This window comes from Azospirillum sp. TSH20, assembly GCF_003115935.1.
Lineage (GTDB): Bacteria > Pseudomonadota > Alphaproteobacteria > Azospirillales > Azospirillaceae > Azospirillum.
This window is the reverse complement of record NZ_LGQU01000022.1, coordinates 315,800-336,062: the sequence shown is the minus strand read 5'-3', so window position 1 is coordinate 336,062 and position 20,263 is coordinate 315,800. Positions and strand designations below refer to the sequence as shown.

At 66.5% G+C, this 20,263-nt stretch carries 22 protein-coding genes; 20 read left to right on the top strand and 2 right to left on the bottom strand.

Going from position 1 to position 20,263, the window contains the following annotated elements:
• Window positions 1-62 precede the first annotated feature (62 nt).
• Complete coding sequence (locus TSH20_RS07030; RefSeq protein WP_109074037.1) at window positions 63-635, top strand: type 1 glutamine amidotransferase domain-containing protein; 573 nt, start codon at window positions 63-65, stop codon at window positions 633-635.
• Window positions 636-860: 225 nt separating this feature from the next.
• Here TSH20_RS07030 and TSH20_RS07025 read toward each other — a convergent pair whose 3' ends face one another.
• Window positions 861-1,529 (bottom strand): response regulator transcription factor, encoded by a 669-nt coding sequence (locus tag TSH20_RS07025; RefSeq protein WP_109074036.1) that lies wholly within the window; start codon window positions 1,527-1,529, stop codon window positions 861-863.
• Window positions 1,530-1,986: 457 nt separating this feature from the next.
• On the opposite strand from TSH20_RS07025, the gene TSH20_RS07020 reads away from it, so the two are divergent.
• From TSH20_RS07020 to TSH20_RS06960, 13 genes are all read left to right on the top strand, one after another.
• The gene (locus tag TSH20_RS07020) at window positions 1,987-2,640 is read left to right on the top strand and encodes a response regulator transcription factor (RefSeq protein ID WP_247871189.1); all 654 of its coding nucleotides are present in this window, start codon (window positions 1,987-1,989) and stop codon (window positions 2,638-2,640) included.
• 102 nt (window positions 2,641-2,742) lie between these two features.
• Window positions 2,743-3,609, top strand: a complete 867-nt coding sequence (locus TSH20_RS07015; protein WP_247871193.1) for an urease accessory protein UreD — start codon at window positions 2,743-2,745, stop codon at window positions 3,607-3,609.
• A 124-nt stretch (window positions 3,610-3,733) separates the two neighbouring features.
• A complete protein-coding gene (locus TSH20_RS07010; protein ID WP_085089984.1) occupies window positions 3,734-4,036 on the top strand; it encodes an urease subunit gamma in 303 nt (100 codons plus the stop codon).
• Window positions 4,037-4,048: 12 nt separating this feature from the next.
• On the top strand, window positions 4,049-4,354 hold the full coding sequence (locus TSH20_RS07005) for an urease subunit beta (protein ID WP_109074033.1): 306 nt from the start codon (window positions 4,049-4,051) through the stop codon (window positions 4,352-4,354).
• Window positions 4,355-4,381: 27 nt separating this feature from the next.
• On the top strand, window positions 4,382-6,091 hold the full coding sequence (gene ureC / locus TSH20_RS07000; protein ID WP_109074032.1) for an urease subunit alpha: 1,710 nt from the start codon (window positions 4,382-4,384) through the stop codon (window positions 6,089-6,091).
• A 158-nt stretch (window positions 6,092-6,249) separates the two neighbouring features.
• Window positions 6,250-7,110, top strand: coding sequence for a glutamate racemase (gene murI, locus TSH20_RS06995; RefSeq protein WP_348770407.1), 861 nt, complete (start codon window positions 6,250-6,252; stop codon window positions 7,108-7,110).
• Window positions 7,110-7,592, top strand: a complete 483-nt coding sequence (locus TSH20_RS06990; protein WP_109074030.1) for an urease accessory protein UreE — start codon at window positions 7,110-7,112, stop codon at window positions 7,590-7,592. Before murI ends, TSH20_RS06990 begins: the two co-directional genes overlap by 1 nt.
• Window positions 7,576-8,295: an urease accessory UreF family protein gene (locus TSH20_RS06985; protein WP_348770406.1), complete on the top strand. Its 720-nt coding sequence runs from the start codon at window positions 7,576-7,578 to the stop codon at window positions 8,293-8,295. Before TSH20_RS06990 ends, TSH20_RS06985 begins: the two co-directional genes overlap by 17 nt.
• On the top strand, window positions 8,292-8,936 hold the full coding sequence (ureG, locus tag TSH20_RS06980) for an urease accessory protein UreG (RefSeq protein WP_085089978.1): 645 nt from the start codon (window positions 8,292-8,294) through the stop codon (window positions 8,934-8,936). Before TSH20_RS06985 ends, ureG begins: the two co-directional genes overlap by 4 nt.
• Window positions 8,937-9,047: 111 nt before the next feature.
• Window positions 9,048-9,938: a PRC-barrel domain-containing protein gene (locus tag TSH20_RS06975; RefSeq protein ID WP_199231898.1), complete on the top strand. Its 891-nt coding sequence runs from the start codon at window positions 9,048-9,050 to the stop codon at window positions 9,936-9,938.
• A 60-nt stretch (window positions 9,939-9,998) separates the two neighbouring features.
• Window positions 9,999-10,439: a DUF2892 domain-containing protein gene (locus TSH20_RS06970; protein WP_109074027.1), complete on the top strand. Its 441-nt coding sequence runs from the start codon at window positions 9,999-10,001 to the stop codon at window positions 10,437-10,439.
• Between the two features lie 320 nt (window positions 10,440-10,759).
• A complete protein-coding gene (gene fabI / locus TSH20_RS06965) occupies window positions 10,760-11,545 on the top strand; it encodes an enoyl-ACP reductase FabI (protein WP_109074026.1) in 786 nt (261 codons plus the stop codon).
• Window positions 11,546-11,731: 186 nt separating this feature from the next.
• On the top strand, window positions 11,732-12,142 hold the full coding sequence (locus tag TSH20_RS06960; RefSeq protein ID WP_109074025.1) for a bacteriohemerythrin: 411 nt from the start codon (window positions 11,732-11,734) through the stop codon (window positions 12,140-12,142).
• A gap of 21 nt (window positions 12,143-12,163) precedes the next feature.
• Here TSH20_RS06960 and serB read toward each other — a convergent pair whose 3' ends face one another.
• A complete protein-coding gene (serB, locus tag TSH20_RS06955) occupies window positions 12,164-13,057 on the bottom strand; it encodes a phosphoserine phosphatase SerB (protein WP_109074024.1) in 894 nt (297 codons plus the stop codon).
• 148 nt (window positions 13,058-13,205) lie between these two features.
• Here serB and miaA point away from each other — a divergent pair, with 148 nt between their 5' ends.
• The 6 genes from miaA (at window position 13,206) to TSH20_RS06925 (ending at window position 20,201) form a co-directional block, all read left to right on the top strand.
• Window positions 13,206-14,198: a tRNA (adenosine(37)-N6)-dimethylallyltransferase MiaA gene (miaA, locus tag TSH20_RS06950; protein ID WP_109074023.1), complete on the top strand. Its 993-nt coding sequence runs from the start codon at window positions 13,206-13,208 to the stop codon at window positions 14,196-14,198.
• Window positions 14,199-14,215: 17 nt separating this feature from the next.
• Entirely contained in the window at window positions 14,216-15,427 is a 1,212-nt protein-coding gene (locus tag TSH20_RS06945) for a PLP-dependent aminotransferase family protein (protein WP_109074022.1), read from the top strand.
• Window positions 15,428-15,762: 335 nt separating this feature from the next.
• Window positions 15,763-17,526, top strand: coding sequence for an acetolactate synthase 3 large subunit (locus tag TSH20_RS06940; RefSeq protein ID WP_109074021.1), 1,764 nt, complete (start codon window positions 15,763-15,765; stop codon window positions 17,524-17,526).
• 35 nt (window positions 17,527-17,561) lie between these two features.
• Window positions 17,562-18,068, top strand: coding sequence for an acetolactate synthase small subunit (gene ilvN, locus TSH20_RS06935; protein ID WP_109074020.1), 507 nt, complete (start codon window positions 17,562-17,564; stop codon window positions 18,066-18,068).
• A 184-nt stretch (window positions 18,069-18,252) separates the two neighbouring features.
• Entirely contained in the window at window positions 18,253-19,272 is a 1,020-nt protein-coding gene (gene ilvC, locus TSH20_RS06930; protein ID WP_014248441.1) for a ketol-acid reductoisomerase, read from the top strand.
• A gap of 230 nt (window positions 19,273-19,502) precedes the next feature.
• Window positions 19,503-20,201 (top strand): DapH/DapD/GlmU-related protein, encoded by a 699-nt coding sequence (locus TSH20_RS06925; RefSeq protein ID WP_109074019.1) that lies wholly within the window; start codon window positions 19,503-19,505, stop codon window positions 20,199-20,201.
• Window positions 20,202-20,263 lie beyond the last annotated feature (62 nt).

Genomic DNA, 20,263 nt, shown 5'->3' with positions numbered 1-20,263 from the left:
AGGGAACGATGCAGGAGTAATCCGGTTGCTGCGGCATGACCAACAGCGAAGGAGGCCCCTCCATGGCCCAGAACCTCAATGGAAAGACCGTGGCCGTTCTCGCCACCGACGGCTTCGAACAGGTGGAACTGACCGAGCCGGTGAAGGCCCTGCGCGATGCCGGTGCCACCGTGCATGTGGTCGCTCCGAAAAGCGGGCAAATCCAGGGCTGGAACCACCATGACCGCGGCGACAAGGTTGATGTCGACGTGACGCTCGACCAGACCGATGCCGGCCGCTACGACGCGCTGATGCTGCCGGGCGGCGTGATGAATCCGGACAGCCTGCGGTTGGAACCGAAGGCGATCGAGTTCGTGAAGAGCTTCGTGAATTCGGATCGTCCCATCGCCGCAATTTGTCACGGCCCCTGGACGCTGATCGACGCCGGCGGCGTGCGTGGCAAGCGGATGACCTCCTGGCCGTCGCTGCAGACCGACCTGCGCAACGCGGGCGCGACCTGGGTCGACGAGCAGGTGGTGACCGACCATGGTCTGGTCACCTCGCGCAAGCCCGACGACATTCCGGCCTTCTGCCGCAAGATGATCGAGGAATTCTGCGAAGGCCGCCACGCCGGCCATCGCCACGCGGCGGAATAGGGGGCGGCGGGATTCTGGCGGAGTTAGACCCCCACCTAACCTCCCCCGCTCTCAGCGGACCTATGGTCCGCCTGCCGCGTCAGCACAAAGCGAAGCTTTGTGCGAGAGCTGGGCGGGGGAGGGACTGCCGCCACTCTGCCAATACAGCACTTAGTCTCCTCCCCCGCCCAGCGGGGGAGGATCAAGGTGGGGGCATCGAAGCCCGCACCTAGCCAAGTTAACCCCCTACGCCGTCACCAGCGGCGACAGCCCGTTCTGTATCGCCCACACCGCGGCCTGGGTGCGGTTCTGCGCGTTGATCTTCCGCATCACGTTCTTGAAATGCATCTTCACCGTCGATTCGGTGATGTGCAGGTTGCGCGCGATGGCCTTGTTCGACTGGCCGGCCAGCAGGCAGCGCAGGATCTGCACCTCGCGCTTCGACAGGTAGACGCTGGGCGGCATGGCGATCGGGGTCGGGCTGTGCTGCGGGCGCTCGTTGGCGGCGGCCATCAGCAGGCCGGCGACATGGGTCGGATAGACCACCTCGCCCAGCATCACCAGACGCAGCGAGCGCAGCAGGCTCTCGCTCGACATGCTCTTGTTCAGATAGGCGTCGGCGCCCGCCTTCAGCGACTGGGACAGGCTGCGGTCGGCGATGGTGTCGGCCAGCACCGCGATCCGGGCCGATGTGCCGTCGCGCAGGCGCCGGATGCCGGCGATTTCCTCAGGCATGCCGTCCTGGAGCGCCAGCACGATCAGGTCGGGCTCCTCGCCGTCGGCAATGAGGTCGAGCGCGTCGTCGGCGCTGGCCGCGTGGGCGCTGACCCGGAAGGGGCCGCCGCCGATCAACGTTGCCAAGGCCGCCGAAAACAGCCGGTCATGGTCGACCAGCATCACATTCCATGTCGTCATTGTTCATCCTCCGCTGGGCCGCCCTTATCACCGGGCGGCGGCGATCCCCCCTTTTTGTCCGCGCCTGAAGGATCAGGCCAAGGACCGGACCGGTTGATCCGGCCCACGCAGACTCCGAACATAGAAAATTAGAACAATATTGTTCGGAACAGCGGGCTTTACGCTTCATGCCGGGATGATTTATACGGTTCATTAACCAACGGCGCAAGGTGAGAACAGGAAAGTCACAGGCAATAGATCAGATTTGGCCGGAAATTGAACGCAGATCCGTTCATTCGATATTTAGGGGTAGCTGCGCCAAAGAGCGGCGCGAATGAACCGCTTTTCCGTTGGGGCTTTTTGGTGTTCTTGGCCCTACTGAGGAGCGGTCCGCTGAGAATAAGGGGACACAATGGAGTTCGAGCTTCAAGCGCGCGATGGTTCGCGTAGCGCGGGCAATCCCACGCGGATTTTTCTGGTGGTCGACGAGCAGCCGATGGTGCGCCATGGCTTCGCGCTGTCCATCGGCGAAATCTGCCCTGGGACGCGCGTGCTGGAGGCCGGGTCGTTGGATGAAGCGCTGAACATTGGCCGCCAGACTCCCGAGCTGGCTCTGGTTCTCTACGATCCAGGCCCGCCGCGCGGGGATGAGGATGACACGGGCGGCAGCACCATCGCCGGGCTGCGCCGGCTGAAGGAGACGCTGGGCGACGTGCCGGTCCTGATCCTCACCAACTCCGACGAGGTTGCCGACATCGTCGACAGCGTCCGCATGGGCGCCCGCGGCTACGTGCTGAAGACCAGCCCGCCAGAGGTGCTGGAGCATGCCATCTCGCTGGCGCTCAGCGGCGACATCTTCCTGCCGCTGCCGCGCGCGGTGCTGAACGGGGCGCTGGCCGAGGGGCCGCGCGGCAACGACGACATCCTCGACCGCCTGACCGACCGCCAGCGCGACGTCTTCGAACTGCTGCTGGCCGGCCACTCCAACAAGGAGATCGCCCGCGGCCTGGGCGTGCTGGAGGGCACGGTGAAGGTGCATGTGCGCGCCATCATGCAGAAGCTGGGCGTGCGCAACCGCACCCAGGTCGCGGTGGTCGCCGCCCGCAACGGCTGCTTCAACGGCGAGGGCTGAGCGGGGCGGGGTGTTTGTCCGCATTGCCTGAACGGCTCCGCTTCCGGCAGACTGGCGCCCGCAGAGTCCAGTTGGCAGTCGGGGAGCGGGCGCTTGGTTCAGGTGGCGGTGGCCGACAGGCCGGAAGGCTCGGCGCGTGAGGAAAAGAAGGTCGCCGTCCATGGCGCGGCGACCGTCCGGTTCGAGCATCGCCACGGCGAGACCCGACTGGCGACTCTCTACCATCATGACCCGCTGCGGGTGCTGATGCCGACGCCGCGCCGCGATGACCTTCCCATCGCGGTGCTTGCCACAACATCCGGCGGAATGGTCGGCGGTGACCGCATGGACATCGCCCTGTCGGTCGGGCCGGGTGCCAGGGCGCTGGTCACCACCCAGGCGGCCGAGAAGGTCTACCGCTCAACCGGCGCCGACTGCCGCATCGACACCGCCTTGTCGGTGGAGGACGATGGCTGGCTGGAATGGATGCCGCAGGAGGCGATCGTTTTCGAAGGCTCCCGTCTTCGCCGCCTGACCCGGATCAATCTGGCGGGTGACGGCCGCGTCATCGCCGGCGAAATGCTGGTCTTCGGCCGCGCCGCCTTCGGCGAGACGGTCACCCGTGGCCTGATCCGTGACGCCTGGGAGGTCGCCCGCGACGGCCGTCTGATCTGGGCCGACGCCCTGCATCTGGACGACGACATCGCCGAGGCGCTGGCCCACCCCGCCGGCTTCGGCGGAGCAGCGGCCTGCGCCACTCTGCTGCACGCCGCTCCCGATGCCGGCACCCATCTCGACGCCGTCCGCGCGCTGGCCGAGCCGCAGGAGGGAGCCCGCATCGGCGCCACCGCGTTGGATGGCCTGCTGATCGTGCGCATTCTCGGCGGCGATGCCCGTGCGGTGCGGCGCGCCTACGCGACGCTGTGGTCCGGCCTGCGCGCCGAGGCCGCCGGCCTGCCCACCCGCCTGCCGCGGCTGTGGGAGGTGTGACGGCCGAGCCCAGGCTTGCGCGTCAACTGGTTCAACCCTCTACGTCATACGACGCACTTGGCGCGCCGCTTCGGCGTGGCATAATTGCCGGTAACGAACAGGGTGGCGAAAGGGCAATCCCCCGATGAACCTGACAGGGCGCGAGAAGGACAAGCTGCTCGTCGCGATGGCGGCGATGGTGGCGCGGCGGCGGCTGGAACGCGGGGTCAAGCTGAACCATCCGGAGGCGGTCGCCCTCATCACCGATTACGTGGTGGAAGGCGCGCGGGATGGCCGGACGGTGGCCGAGCTGATGCGTGACGGCGCCACCGTGCTGACCCGGGATCAGGTGATGGACGGCGTGGCCGACATGATCCACGACATCCAGGTTGAAGCAACCTTCCCCGACGGCACCAAGCTCGTCACCGTCCACCAGCCGATCCGTTGAGGGGGACAGCCCATGAAACCCGGTGAAATCTTCCCGGCGGCCGGCGAGATCGTGCTGAACGATGGCCGCGACACCGTCGAACTCGACGTCGCCAATGCCGGCGACCGGCCGATCCAGGTCGGCTCGCACTTCCACTTTTACGAGACCAACAGCGCGTTGACCTTCGACCGCGAGAAGGCGCGCGGCTTCCGGCTCGACATTCCGGCCGGGACGGCGGTGCGTTTCGAGCCCGGCCAGACCCGGCGCGTGACTCTGGTCGCCTATGGCGGCGACCGGGTGGTGATCGGCTTCAACCGCATGGTCAACGGCGCCCTCTGACGGGCCGACAGGGAAGGGCGAACGACAATGGCGCACCGCATCGACCGGGCCGAGTATGCGGCCCTCTACGGCCCGACCACCGGCGACCGTATCCGGCTGGCCGACACCGACCTGATCGTGGAGGTCGAACGCGACCACACCGTCTATGGCGAGGAGGTGAAGTTCGGCGGCGGCAAGGTGATCCGCGACGGCATGGGACAAAGCCAGCGCTCACGCCACCAGGGGGCGGTCGACACCGTCATCACCAACGCCCTGATCATCGACCATTGGGGCATCGTCAAGGCCGACATCGGCATCACCGGCGGGCGCATCGCCGCCATCGGCAAGGCCGGCAACCCCGACATCCAGCCCGGCGTCGACATCATCATCGGTCCGGGCACCGAGGTGATCGCGGGCGAGGGCAAGATCGTCACCGCCGGCGGCATCGACGCCCACATCCATTTCATCTGCCCGCAGCAGGTGGACGAGGCGCTGAACAGCGGCGTCACCACCATGCTGGGCGGCGGCACCGGCCCGGCCGCCGGCACCTCCGCCACCACCTGCACGCCCGGTCCATGGCATATGGAGCGGATGCTCCAGGCCGCCGAAGGGCTGCCGATCAACCTCGGCTTTTTCGGCAAGGGCAACACCAGCCGCCCCGATGCGCTGCTGGAGCAGATCGCCGCCGGCGCCTGCGGCCTGAAGCTGCACGAGGATTGGGGCACCACGCCCGACGCCATCGACACCTGCCTGACGGTTGCCGACCAGCTCGACGTCCAGGTGGCGATCCACACCGACACGCTGAACGAATCGGGCTTCGTCGAGGACACCATCGCGGCGTTCAAGGGCCGCACCATCCACACCTTCCACACCGAAGGGGCGGGCGGGGGTCATGCGCCGGACATCATACGGGTGGCCAGCTTCGCCAACGTGCTGCCCAGCTCTACCAACCCGACGCGGCCCTTCACCATCAACACGGTGGACGAGCATCTGGACATGCTGATGGTGTGCCACCACCTCAGCCCGCGCATCCCCGAGGACGTCGCCTTCGCCGAAAGCCGCATCCGGCGCGAGACCATCGCGGCGGAAGACATCCTGCACGACCTCGGCGTCTTCTCCATGATCTCGTCGGACAGCCAGGCGATGGGCCGGCTGGGCGAGGTGGTGATCCGTACCTGGCAGACCGCCCACAAGATGAAGCTCCAGCGTGGCCGGCTGCCGCAGGAGACCGGCGACAACGACAATTTCCGGGTCAAGCGCTACATCGCCAAATACACCATCAACCCGGCGCTGTCGCACGGCATCGGCCATGTCGTCGGATCGGTCGAGGTCGGCAAGCTCGCCGATCTGGTGGTGTGGTCGCCGGCCTTTTTCGGGGTGAAGCCGGACATGGTGATCAAGTGCGGCACCATCGCCGCCGCGCTGATGGGCGATCCGAACGCCTCCATCCCGACGCCGCAGCCGGTGCATTACCGCCCGATGTTCGGCGCCTTCGGCCGCTCGCTCCAGGCCAGCAGCGTCACCTTCGTCAGCGCCAAGGCGATGGAACTGGAGGTCGGCCGCCAGCTTGGCCTGCACCGCGAGCTGATCGCCGTCCAGGGCACCCGCACCGTCGGCAAGAAGGACATGATCCACAACGACGCCACCCCGCACATCGAGGTGGACCCGGAAACCTACGAGGTGCGGGCGGACGGACAACTGCTGACCTGCGAACCGGCCGACGTCCTGCCGATGGCGCAGCGGTATTTCCTGTTCTGATGGTACGCTCCCTCTCCCGCCCCGGGAGAGGGAAGGGGCCCAAGCGAAGCTTGGGAAGGGTGAGGGGTATTCCAAGGATTAGATCCATGTCCGGAACCCCCCTCACCCTCCCGCCTTCGGCGGGTCCCTCCCTCTCCCGGGGCGGGAGAGGGTAATGGTTGCGAAGGCTCAAACAGTTGATCGGTGTATTCGACTCAGGACATGGCGGATTGACGGTGCTGCGCGCCCTGGTGGATGCGGCACCCGACCGGCCATTCGTCTATCTCGGCGACCATGCCGCCGCTCCCTACGGCCCGCGCAGCGAGGACGACATCTATCGGCTGACCATCGCCGGGATGGATCGGCTGTTCGCCCAGGGCTGCCGGCTGGTCGTCATCGCCTGCAACACCGCAGCCGCGGTGGCGCTGCGCCGTTTGCAGCAGGAATGGCTGCCGTCGGCCCATCCCGGCCGCAACGTGCTGGGCGTGCTGGTGCCGATGGTGGAGGCGATCACCCGCGTGCCGTGGATGATCGACACCGTTCCGCCCGACCATCTGGCCGAGCCGCGCAGTGTCGGAATCTTCGCCACCGCGGCGACGGTCAATTCCGGATCCTTCCCGCGGGAGATCGGCAAGCGCGCGCCTTCGGTCCGCGTCGTGCAGCAGGCCTGTCCCGACCTCGTGCCGCTGATCGAGCGCGGCGCGTCGGATGACGAGATCGAACCGGCGGTCGCCGGCTATGTCCGCGTGCTGCTGGACAAGATGGGCAGCCAGCCGCTGGACACGGTGGTGCTGGGCTGCACCCATTACCCGCTGGTGCGCCACCTGTTCGCCCGCGCGCTGCCGCCGGGGGTGGAGGTGCTGTGCCAGCCGACGCTGACCGCCCGCTCGCTGGAGCAGTATCTCGATCGTCACCCCGAATACCGGCCAGATCCTGCCGAACGGGGCCTGCGCTTCTTCACCACCGGGGACGCGGCGCTGGTCAGCGATCTGGCCGGCCGCTTCTTCGGCCACCCGACCCCCTTCGAACGGCTTCGCTGATGACCGATCCCACCCGCCGCGCCACCCGAGTCCACGCCCGCGGCCATTGGCCGGTCGAGCAGGCGGCCGGCACCGTGACGCTCGCCTTCGATGACCGTTTCCGCCGCCGCATGGCGATGACCGACGATGCCGGCGGCGCCTTCCTGCTCGACCTGCCGCGGGCGGTGGCGCTGGACGACGGCGACGGGCTGGAGTTGATCGACGGCAGCTTCCTGCGCGTGGTCGCCGCCTCTGAGGAGCTGATGGAAGTCCGCGTACCCGGCCCGGTCGAGGCCTTCGCGCGGGTCGCCTGGCATCTCGGCAACCGTCACCTGCCGGTGCAGATCGTCGGCGACACCATCCGCCTGCGCCGCGATCATGTGATCGAGGACATGCTGCGCGGGCTGGGGGCGGAGGTGCGCGATGTGATCGCCCCCTTCATGCCGGAAGGCGGCGCCTATGGCGGGCATTCGCATGGCGGCGGGCATGGGCATTCGCACTGAGGTCGATCACAGCGTCTCCACCCACGCCCTGACGCGCCTGCTGGCGTGGCTGTCGCCCAGCTTTCCCGTCGGCGGCTTCTCCTACAGCCATGGGATCGAGGCGGCGGTGGAGCAGGGGCTGGTGCGGGACCGGGCGACGATGATCGTCTGGCTCGACGGCATCCTGCGCCACGGCGCCGGGCGCACCGACGGCATGCTGTTCGCCGCCGCCCACCGTGCCGTGCTGGTGGGGGACGAGACCGGCTTCGCCTGGGCGGTGGAGCGGGCCGACATCCTGCGCGCGTCCGCCGAGACCGCGCTCGAATCGCGGGCGCAGGGGCAGGCTTTCCTGCTGGCGATCCGCGCCGCATGGCCGCTCGATAACCTGCCGCGCTGGGATTCGGTGATCGCCGCCACCGGCCGGCCGGTCGCTTATGCGGTGGCGGTGGCGCTGGTGTCGGCGCTGATCGGTGTGGCGGAAGGGCCGGCGCTGACCGCCTACCTGCACGCCTTCGCCGCCAATCTGGTGTCGGCCGGCGTTCGTCTGGTGCCGCTGGGCCAGACCGACGGACAGCGCGCGCTGGCCGCCCTCGACCCCATCACGCATGGCGCGGCGGAGGCGGCGCTGGCCGCCCCGTTGGACGATCTCGGCGGCCGGGCGATGGCCGTCGACTGGACCTCGATGATCCACGAAACCCAATATACGAGGCTGTTCCGCTCATGAGCGCTCTCCCCGCTATCGAAAAGAGCCACGCCGGTCCGCTTCGCGTCGGCATCGGCGGTCCCGTCGGCTCCGGCAAGACCGCGCTGACCGACGCGCTGTGCAAGCGCATGCGCGACGATTGGGAGGTCGCGGCGATCACCAACGACATCTACACCAAGGAGGATGCGGAATTCCTCACCCGCTCCGGCGCGCTGAAGCCGGAACGGATCATGGGGGTGGAGACCGGCGGCTGCCCGCACACCGCGATCCGCGAGGATGCCTCGATCAACCTTGCCGCCGTCGACCAGATGAACGCGAAGTTCCCCGACCTGGACCTGATCTTCATCGAATCGGGCGGCGACAACCTCGCGGCGACCTTCTCGCCGGAACTGGCGGACATCACCATCTACGTCATCGACGTGTCGGCCGGCGACAAGATCCCGCGCAAGGGCGGGCCGGGCATCACCCGCTCGGATCTGCTGGTCATCAACAAGACCGATCTCGCCCCGATGGTCGGCGCCAGCCTGGAGGTGATGGACCGCGACGCCCGCAAGATGCGCGGCGACCGCCCCTTCGTCTTCACCAACGTCAAGGCGGGCGAGGGTCTGGACGCCATCCAGTCCTTCATCGTCCAGCGCGGCGGATTGCCCCTTCCGGGTTGACCTTTCACAACTGGGGGAAGATCGGCGCCAGGGAATCTCTGGCTGATGGAACCTCCGGCTTGACCATGCTGTTCATGCAGCATGAGACGATTCAAGCCGGAGGATGCCCTAATGACGCGCCCCACCCCTGCAACGGCCCTGCTGCTGGCCGCGCTGGGAACCCTGTCCTTCGCCGCGCCCGCGCTGGCGGCCGACGACTGCGCGGCCGGGCTCGACCGGCTGGGACAGCAGGCGGCGGCTCTTGAGGCTGCCGGCCCCGGTACCCCCGCTCCGGTGACGCAGCAGGAAACCGCACAGCTTCGCGCCCTGCAGCAGGCGGCACAGGCCGCCGCGCAGAAGGGCAACGCGCCCGCCTGCCAGGCCATCCTGGGCGAGGCGGCGGCCCTGCAGGACTCCATCGCCCATCCGCGCGCGATCGCCGCCGACGAGCTTGAGGACGCCAAGCTGCGCAGCCCGGACGGCAAGGATCTCGGCAGCGTGTCCGAACTGATCATCGATCCCGCCAGCGGCCGGGTCGCCTATGCGGTGGTCGAGCTGGGCGGCTTCCTCGGCATCGGCGACAGCCACTTCCCGGTGCCTTGGGCGCTGTTCTCCCCGTCCGGCGACGGCTATGTCCTGAACGTGCCGAAGGACAAGCTGACCAACGCCCCGCGCTTCGACGAGAAGAACCGGCCGAACATGAACGACCGCCAATGGGCGATGGCGGTCCACACCTATTACGGCGTGGCGCCCTATTGGATGCGGGATTCGGCGACGCTGGCCGCCATCGCCGGCTCGGCGGGCGCCGGCGATGCCTCGGCTGCGCCGCTGCGCCAGGAGGTGCAGCGCCTGTCGCAGGAGGTGGCGCGGCTGAACCGTGAACTGCAGCAGGCGCGCGGCGCCGCCGGTTCCAGCGGCCAGGAGGGAAGCAGTCAGGGCGGCACTTCGCAATCGGCGCCGGGGTCTGCTTCCGGGACGACGTCCGGGAACGGCACCCCCCAGCCGCCGGTTTCCCAACAGTGACGCGATAACGATCCGATGGCGGACGATCCCCGACCGGGACCCGCATTCAGGAGGACCGACATGGAACTCTCTTCCATCACCGAAACGGCCCAGCGCAACCTGCGCGGCCTCAACGACCGCATTCACGGACCCAGCGGCGGTTACAGCATCAATGTCGGGCATACCGAGCGGCTGGCGTCGCTGGCCGGCGGCGTGCTGCTGGCGGTCCTGGGCCTGCGCCGGCCCAACTGGACCGGCGCCGCGATGGCGCTTGCCGGCGGCGCTCTCGTGGCGCGCGGTCTGACCGGCTATTGCCCCGGCAAGGCGATGCTGGCCGACTGGTCGCACAACGACCGGGCGGCGATTCCGGCACAGGATGTGAACCAGGGCGTCAATCGCTACTCCCGCCATCCCGGCGACATCTATGAGGAGGCGTGCGAGGAGGAGATCGTCGACGAGGCCTCGCAGGAATCCTTCCCGGCCAGCGATCCGCCGTCTTTTACGCCGGGTGTTGCCCGCTAAGGAGGCGGACCGCACAAGCGGCGTGACGCCATAACGGAAATGTCATCAAGAAACGGCCTGCCAGTCCCATACTGGCAGGCCGTTTTGATATGGATCAATGAAAGACTGAAACGGCAACAATTCAGTTTTTACTGAACGCTCTCCGAGCAATGCTGCGCAATGATTGAGGCGCATGTGCGGAACGCGCCCATTGCACATTGCGGACCTCCGGCGGTTGGTTTATGGTGCACTGCACAAGGAGCGCCGCGTGATCTCACCTGGCGAAAGGCGGCCGGGGTTGCGGCCGCTCCTCCCGTCCCATCGACCGCAGGACAGTCCGCATGACCACGATCATTCCCGCCGCCGCCACGCTCGAAGGCAAGAAGGGGCTCGTCCTTGGCATTGCCAACGACCAGTCGATCGCCTGGGGCTGCGCCCGCGCCTTTCGCGCCATGGGTGCCGACCTTGCGGTCAGCTATCTGAACGACAAGGCCAAGAAGTTCGTCGAGCCGCTGGCCAAGCAGTTGGAGGCCGAGATCTTCGAACCGGTGGACGTCACCGGCGAAGGCCAGCTGAAGGCCCTGTTCGACAAGATCGGCGAGAAGTGGGGCAAGCTCGACTTCGCGCTGCACAGCATCGCCTTCGCGCCGAAGGAGGACCTGCACGGCCGTGTCGTCGATTGCTCGCGCGAGGGCTTCCAGCAGGCGATGGACGTCTCCTGCCACTCCTTCATCCGCATGGCCCGCTATGCCGAGCCGCTGATGAAGGACGGCGGGTCGCTGTTCACCATGTCCTATTTCGGCGCCAACCGCGTCATCGACAATTACGGCGTCATGGGCCCCGTCAAGGCGGCGCTGGAGGCCAGCGTGCGCTATCTGGCGGCGGAACTCGGTCCGAAGGGCATTCGCGTCCACGCCATCTCGCCCGGCCCGATCAAGACCCGTGCCGCGTCCGGCATCGCCCATTTCGACGAGCTGATGAACAAGGCCGCCGAGCGCGCCCCCGAAGGCCGTCTGGTGACCATCGAGGAGGTCGGCTACACCACCGCCTTCCTCGCCACCGACGGCGCCAAGGGCATCACCGGCGACACCACCTATGTCGATTGCGGGTATTCGATCGTCGGCTGAGATTTATCAACGTAAGTCTGTAGAACGGGGCGGGTGCGGCGACGCATCCGCCCCGCTCCGTTCCGGTTCGCGTCATGCGGGTGCGTCAAATTGCCGTGTGACGCCGGCGGCTGTTTGGGTGCGGTGGTAACACCATTCATAATCCTCCCCAACGGGGTGCCGGTTAAGGGGGGAGGCCGCAAGGTCATGGGCGCCATCACATGGCGACGGCAGTTGAGCGTCGGGCAGCCGGCCATCGACGACGATCACAAACACCTGATCGAGTATCTGAACGAACTCGACGCCGCGCTGGCCGCCCCGCGGTTCCAGCCGGTTCGCGTCGCCAAGATCCTGATCAAGCTTCTGGAATACACCAAGGAGCATTTCGCCCGCGAAGAGCGGATCATGCAGATCGTGCATTACCCGAAATTCGACGAGCATGTCGCCATGCACCGCGCCGCTGTCCAGAAGGTCAGCGAGCTGTCGAACCAGTTCTCCAACGAACCCACCCACGAGAACGCCGAGAAGCTCTATAAATTCACCGCCGACTGGCTGGTCCGCCACATCATCCTGACGGACACGCAGCTGACACCCTATGTCCGCGGCGTGTGGGCGTGAGGGGCAAAGGCGAACCCTTCCTTATCCCACGAACTCCGCCGCCCGGTAGCCCTGGGCGTAGAGCAGGGCGGTCAGGTCGCCATGGTCGACGCGGGCGCGGGCTTCGGCGGCGACCACCGCCTTGGCATGGAACGCGACGCCCAGACCGGCGGCCAGCAGCATCGGCAAATCGTTGGCACCGTCGCCGACGGCCATGGTCTCCGCCATCGGCACGCGGTGCTCGCCGGCATAGGCCATCAGCGCCTGCAGCTTGCTGTCCTTGTCCAGGATCGGCTCGATCACCTTGCCGGTCATCACGCCGTCGATCACTTCCAACTCGTTGCCGCGGTCGTCGTCGAAGCCGATCCAGCTGCGCACCCGGCCGGTGAAGCAGCGGAAGCCGCCCGACACCAGGACGCAGGCGGCGCCGTTGGCGCGCATGGTGCCGACCAGCTGGGCGGCGCCCGGCATCAGGGTGGCGCGCTGCCACACCTCGTCGATCACCGTCTCCTTCAGGCCCTTCAGCAGGGCGACCCGCTCGCGCACCGCATCCTTGAAGTCGATCTCGCCGTTCATGGCACGGGCGGTGATGGCGGCGATGTGGTCCTTCAGCCCGACATAGTCGCCCAGCTCGTCCAGCATCTCCTGCTCGATGATCGTCGATTCCATGTCGGCGACCAGCAGCCGCTTGCGCCGGGTCGCCGCCGGCTGGGCGACGATGTCCAGCGTGGCGCCGTTCAGGGCATGGCGGATCGCCGCTTCCGCCTGCTCCGGCGCCAGATTGCCGAAGGGCAGGTCGCAGGCGGTACCGGTAGCCAGCCAGTCCGGCGCGCCGGCATCGGCGCCCAAGCCCACCAGCGCCGCCTTGGCGGTCTGGACGACGGCCTCGTCGAGCGTGGCGGTACGGGGGGCGATCAGCGTGACGATGGCGTTCATCGGCGGGTGTCCCGAGCAAAAAAGAGGGCCTTTGCGCGCTGCCTACCACAGGCGAGGGGTCCGGTCCAACGAAGCTTCGGCGTCGGCATGCGGTTGGGGCATGCGGATGGGTGTTGCAAAGGAAACGCCGTGGCCCCATGGAAGGGCGATGAACACGCTCACCGATGTCATCGTCATCGGCGGCCCGACCGCATCGGGCAAGTCGGGGCTGGCGCTGGCGATTGCCGAGGCGTTCGGCGGCACCGTCATCAATGCCGACAGCATGCAGCTCTACGCCGATCTGGACGTGCTGACCGCCCGGCCGCCGTCCGAGGATCTGGCGCGGGCTCCCCATCGTCTTTATGGCGTGCTGCCGGCGGCGGAACGCGGATCGGCGGCGCGCTGGCGCGATATGGCTCTGGCGGAGATCGCCGCCGCCAAGGCCGAGGGCCGGCTGCCGGTGGTGGTCGGCGGCACCGGTCTCTACCTGCGGGCCCTCATGCAGGGCTTGAGCGAAGTGCCCCCCATCCCCGACGAGGTGCGCGCCGCCGCCCATGCCCGGCTGGCAACCATCGGCGGCGAGGAGTTCCGCGCCGAACTGGTCGCCTGCGACCCCGCGTCGGCCAAGCTGAACCCCGGCGACACCACCCGCCTGACCCGCGCCTGGGAGGTGCTGGAGGCCACCGGCCATCCGCTGTCCCACTGGCAGAGCCAAACGGCCCAGGGCACGCCGGAGGATTTGCGCTTCACCATCCTCGTGCTCGACCCGCCGCGGGCCGACCTCTACGCCCAATGCGACAAGCGTTTCCATCTGATGATGGAGCAGGGTGCGCTGGAGGAGGTGCGGCGGTTGGACGCACTGGCGCGAGAGCAGGCGCTCGCCCACGACCTACCGGTGCTGAAGGCTTTGGGCGTGCCGGAGCTGCGCCGCGTCCTGCATGGCGAGATTCCGCTCAATGAGGCCGTTGCGCTGGCCCAGCAATCGACCCGCCGCTATGCCAAACGGCAGGTCACTTGGTTTCGGCATCAGATTGTTGGCAAATTCTCTGATATGCTGGTAAGTGATACAGGACAGCATAGCTGCCATACCATCGATCTGCCTTGTTCGCCCGCGGTACGAAATGCAATGCTCGACCGCCTGAGAACGATACTAAATTACTGATCCGAAGGAGAAGCACCGTGTCGGTTGATTGGGGTCATGTGTTCGCGGGCCGCGTGGGCGGCATGACGGCGTCCGAAATCCGGGAACTGCTGAAGCTGATCGACCGTCCGGAGATCATCTCCTTCGCTGGCGGCATTCCCGACCCGGACCTGTTCCCCAGCTCCGCCATCGCGCGGTCCTACGAGAAGATCTTCCAGTCCAACGCCGGGGCCGGCGCCGCTCTGCAATACTCCATCACCGAAGGCTACACGCCGCTGCGGGAATGGATTTGCGACTACATGGGCGGCAAGGGCGTCAATGTCGGGCTGGACGGCGTTCTCATCACCAACGGCTCGCAGCAGGTGCTGGAGTTCGTCGGCAAGCTGCTGATCGGCCCCGGCGACAAGATCGTGGTGACCCGCCCGACCTATCTAGGCGCGCTGCAGGCCTTCTCGCCCTACGAGCCCACCTACCTCTCCATCCCGATGGACGAGGAAGGGCCGGAGATGGCGGCGCTCAACGAAGCGCTGGCTCAGAAGCCGAAGTTCTTCTACCTCGTCCCCGACTTCCAGAACCCGAACGGCACCACGGTGACGCTGGCCCGCCGCCACGCCATCCTGGACGCCTGCGAGGCCGCCGGCGTGCCGGTGATCGAGGACACCGCCTATTGCGAGCTGCGCTATGACGGCGAGCATCTGCCGCTGATGGCGGCGCTGGATTGCGAGCGCAACGGCGGCAAGCTGACCAACGTGATCTTCGGCGGCACCTTCTCCAAGACGATGGTTCCGGCAATGCGCATCGGCTGGGTCAATGCGGCGCCGGAGGTGGTGAACCGGCTGGTGCTGATGAAGCAGGCGGCCGACCTGCATGCCAGCACGATCAACCAGATCGTCATGCACGACGTCGTCTCGCAGATCTTCGACAGCCACATCAAGCTGCTGCGCACGCAATATAAGGAGCGCCGCGACGCCATGCTGGCGGCACTGGACGAGTTCGCCCCGCCGGGCGTTACCTGGACCAAGCCGGAGGGCGGCCTGTTCGTCTGGATCGAGGCGCCGGAAGGCGTCGACGGCACCGAGCTGCTCGCCCGCGCGATCAAGGAGGCCAACGTCGCCTTCGTCCCCGGCTCGGCCTTCCATGCCGATCGGTCGGGCAAGAACACGCTGCGTCTGGCCTTCTCCGTCACCAAGCCGGCCCAGATCCGCGAGGGCATCCGCCGGCTCTGCGGACTGCTGAAGACCGCCGCCTGACGGGCTGCGCAAACTCAGTCGCCTTTTCGGAACGGCGGCCGCGCTTCGGTGCGGCCGCCGTTTCCGTTTGCGGCAAGCGCTGGCGCGGCAGGGGGTGGAACGGGACGACCACCTCCAATGGGCGCGCAACAATTGGAAAAACTGCGGCAAAAAAACTTTGCAAACATTCGCGAATAGGGTTGACCTATGACGGATGATTTGACTAATTTGCCCATCCCAGCACACGCCATCGGAGCTAAGCCGTTGTTATGAACGGCATCCCCTCCAGGCGGGGTTGGTGTTCCCAAGGAACCGGGCGCCCTAGAGGAGGCGCCCACATGAGAAGGTCGTGACCGATGTCCGAACAGAAGCTGACCGGCGCCCAGATCGTCATCAAAGCCCTGAAGGATCAGGGCGTTGACATCATCTTCGGCTATCCCGGCGGCGCCGTACTTCCCATCTACGACGCGCTGTTCCAGCAGAACGACCTGAAGCATGTCCTTGTACGCCACGAGCAGGCCGCGGTTCACGCGGCGGAGGGCTATGCGCGCTCGACCGGCAAGGTCGGCTGCGTGCTGGTGACCTCCGGCCCCGGCGCCACCAACGCGGTGACCGGCCTGCTGGACGCCCTGTGCGACAGCATTCCGCTGGTCTGCCTGTCGGGCCAGGTGCCGACCCACCTGATCGGCAACGACGCCTTCCAGGAAGCCGACACCACCGGCATCACCCGGCCCTGCACCAAGCACAATTACCTGGTGAAGGACGTCGACAGCCTGGCCCGCACCCTGCACGAGGCCTTCTATGTCGCGCGCAGCGGGCGTCCCGGCCCGGTGCTGGTCGACATCCCGAAGGACGTGCAGTTCGCCGACGGCACCTATGTCCCGCCGGCGGAGGTCAAGCACAAGACCTACCGACCGCAGGTGAAGCCGGAGATCGCCCGCATCGAAGAGGCGGTGGAACTGATCGCCAACGCCAAGCGCCCGGTCTTCTACACCGGCGGCGGCGTGATCAATGCCGGCCCCTTCGCGGCCAAGCTGCTGACCCAGTTCGTCAAGACCACCGGGTTCCCGATCACCTCCACCCTGATGGGCTTGGGCGCCTTCCCGGCGTCCGAGAACCAGTGGCTGGGTATGCTGGGCATGCACGGCACGTACGAGGCGAACCTCGCCATGTACGAATGCGACGTCATGATCAACATCGGCGCCCGCTTCGACGACCGCGTGACCGGCAAGCTGTCGGCCTTCTCGCCGGGTTCGAAGAAGATCCACGTCGACATCGACCCCAGCTCGATCAACAAGAACGTCGCGGTCGACATTCCGATCGTCGGTGACTGCGGCGCGGTGCTGGAAGACATGCTGCGCATCTGGAAGGCGCGCGCCAAGTCGCCGGACAAGGCCGCGCTGAAGGAGTGGTGGGGCAAGATCGAGGGCTGGCGCGCCCGCAACTGCCTGAACTACAACCGCACCGAATCGGTCATCAAGCCGCAGTACGCGCTGGAGCGCCTGCGCGAGGCTCTGCGCGGCAAGGACCATTACATCACGACGGAAGTCGGCCAGCACCAGATGTGGGCCGCCCAGTTCCTGCCCTTCGACCAGCCGAACCGCTGGATGACCTCGGGCGGGCTCGGCACCATGGGCTACGGCCTGCCGGCCGCCATCGGCGCCCAGCTGGCCCACCCCGACGCCATCGTGGTGGACGTGTCGGGCGAGGCTAGCTTCCTGATGAACATGCAGGAGATCGGCACCGCCGTGCAGTACCGCGCGCCGGTCAAGATCTTCATCCTGAACAACCAGTATATGGGCATGGTGCGCCAGTGGCAGGAACTGCTGCACGGCTCGCGCTATTCCCAGAGCTACTCGGAAGCCCTGCCGGACTTCGTGAAGCTGGCGGAATCCTGGGGCTGCGTCGGCCTGCGCGCCACCACGGTGGCCGAGGTCGATCAGGTGATCGAGAAGATGCTGACGGTGACCGACCGCCCCTGCATCATCGATATCGCCGTCGATCCGAAGGAAAACTGCTTCCCGATGATCCCGGGCGGCAAGGCCCATAACGAGATCCTGTTCGGTCCGGACGACAGCCCGTCCGATGCCACGCCGGAAGACGGCATGGTGCTGGTCTGATCGGCTGACGACGAACGAACGGGGGAATGGGTCTCATGGAAAACGCGATCGAAAAGCACACCATCGCCGTGCTGGTGGACAATGAGCCGGGCGTGCTTGCCCGTGTCATCGGGCTGTTCTCCGGCCGCGGCTACAACATCGAAAGCCTGACGGTGGCGGAGGTGAACAACGCCGAGCACCTGTCGCGCATCACGCTGGTCACCTCCGGCACCCGGATGATCATCGAGCAGATCAAGGCGCAGCTCGGCCGGCTGGTTCCGGTCCACCGCGTCCACGACCTGACCGACGAGGGGCCGTCGGTGGAACGCGAACTGGCGCTGGTCAAGGTGGCCGGCACCGGCGACCGCCGGATCGAGGCGCTTCGCCTCGCCGACATCTTCCAGGCCAAGGTGGTCGACGCCACCCTGACCAGCTTCATCTTCGAGCTGACCGGCACCACCGAGCAGGTCGACGACTTCGTCGGCCTGATGAGCCAGCTCGGCCTCGTGGAAGCCAGCCGCACCGGCGTGGTCGCCATGTCGAAGGGACCGGCGGCGTTCTGAGGCGCCGTTACCCGCGGAATAGCATTCTGCGAAAGATTGGGGCGGCAAAAACGCAAGGAAGCTTTGCGCTTCGCCGCTCCATCGAGCGATTGTTTCCCTTGACGGACGGCTTTGCTCAATGGAGTAATCCGCCGCAGGAAACGCACTCAGTCTTCGTTCGTTGCGAATTCAAGGAACCATCTCAATGCGCGTCTATTACGATCGTGATGCCGACGTCAACCTGATCAAGGGCAAGAAGGTCGTCATCGTCGGCTACGGCAGCCAGGGCCATGCCCACGCCCATAACCTGCGTGACAGCGGCGTGAAGGACGTGCGGATCGCGCTCCGCCCGGGTTCGGCCACCATCAAGAAGGCCGAGACCGCCGGCTTCACCGTGATGACCCCGGCCGAAGCCGCCGCCTGGGCCGACGTCGTGATGGTTCTGACCCCGGACGAGCTGCAGGCCGACCTGTACCGTGACGATCTGGCCCCGAACATGAAGCAGGGCGCCGCCCTGGCCTTCGCGCACGGCCTGAACGTCCACTTCAACCTGATCGAGCCGCGCGCCGACCTCGACGTGTTCATGATCGCGCCGAAGGGCCCCGGCCACACCGTGCGCAGCGAATACCAGCGTGGCGGCGGCGTGCCGTCGCTGGTTGCCGTGCACCAGAACGCCTCGGGCAACGCGCTGGACATCGCCCTGTCCTACGCCTCGGCCAATGGCGGCGGCCGCGCCGGCATCATCGAGACGACCTTCAAGGAAGAGTGCGAGACCGATCTGTTCGGTGAGCAGGCCGTGCTCTGCGGCGGCCTGACCGAGCTGATCCGCGCCGGCTACGAGACGCTGGTCGAAGCGGGCTATGCCCCCGAGATGGCCTACTTCGAGTGCCTGCACGAAGTGAAGCTGATCGTCGACCTGATGTACGAGGGCGGCATGGCCAACATGCGCTACTCGATCTCCAACACGGCCGAATACGGCGACTACCGCACCGGCCCGCGCATCATCACGCCCGAAACCAAGGCCGAGATGAAGCGCGTCCTGACCGACATCCAGGAAGGCCGCTTCGTCCGCGACTGGATGCTGGAGTGCAAGGCCGGCCAGCCGTCCTTCAAGGCGATCCGCCGCCGCAACGCCGAGCACGAGATCGAGAAGGTCGGCGAGAAGCTGCGCGCCATGATGCCGTGGATCGCCGAGCGCCGTCTGGTCGACAAGTCGAAGAACTGATCTGGCGAAAGCCGCATCGGTCTGTTGAAAAGCGCGTCCCTTCGGGGGCGCGCTTTTCTTTTGGCCTCACGCCTTTTGCGAAGCCATTTTCCGCTCCTGCCCAACCACAGCGCGAAAAAGAAGTTTGCGCAATGGAATCAAGTGTCCAACATTGAAAACAGGCTCTGTTTACCGCTTCAGCGTCAACATATTGTCCGGATGAATGCGAACTGATACAGTTTAATTAGCTGATGAAGAACGCGCGAAAGATAAGAATTGCGATGGGAATGAGTGCTTCTGTTTCTCCTGTAGCTGAGGGCTTGCTGCTGGTTGGCGGGGGGAGAAATGCTCGTAATCTTATTTGCATTCTGGAGACCGCGGGAATTACTGTCGGCAGGGTTGTGGATGACCGGCCTGCCGGATCGGTTCTCGGGCATGAGGTTGGTTTTATAGATGATGTGGATGGCGCGACGGTGGATGCACTCCTGACCGTTGCCGATCCCGATCACGCTCAAGCGATCCGCGAGCGTCCGGCCCTGCGCGGCTGCCGCTGGCCGCGAATCATCCATCCATCCTCGGTGGTTTCATCCCACGCCCAGATGGGGGAAGGGTGCTACGTCGGCCCCTTCGCACTCGTCACCGATGTTGATCTTGGCAGGCATGTTCATCTCTTTGCGCACAATGTCCTGGGTGCGCGGGTCGCGGTCGGCGATTTCAGCGTCGTTCTGCCCCATGCGACCGTGGCGAGCGACGTGCGGATCGGCAAGCGGTGCATGATCGGAATGGGCGCACGCATCCATGCCGGAGTCAGCATCGGCGACGATTGCCGGATCGGCGTCAATGCCGTCATCCGAAACGACATGCCGGATGGGTCCATTGCCATTTGCAATCGTCCGACATCCATCCGGAACCGTCTTACCTTTGCAAGAACGGCACGCAGCGGCGGGTAATCCACGGGGGACGTGACCCGCAGCCAGACGGCCGCCCAATCACCCTGTCTGCCGCTGCCACA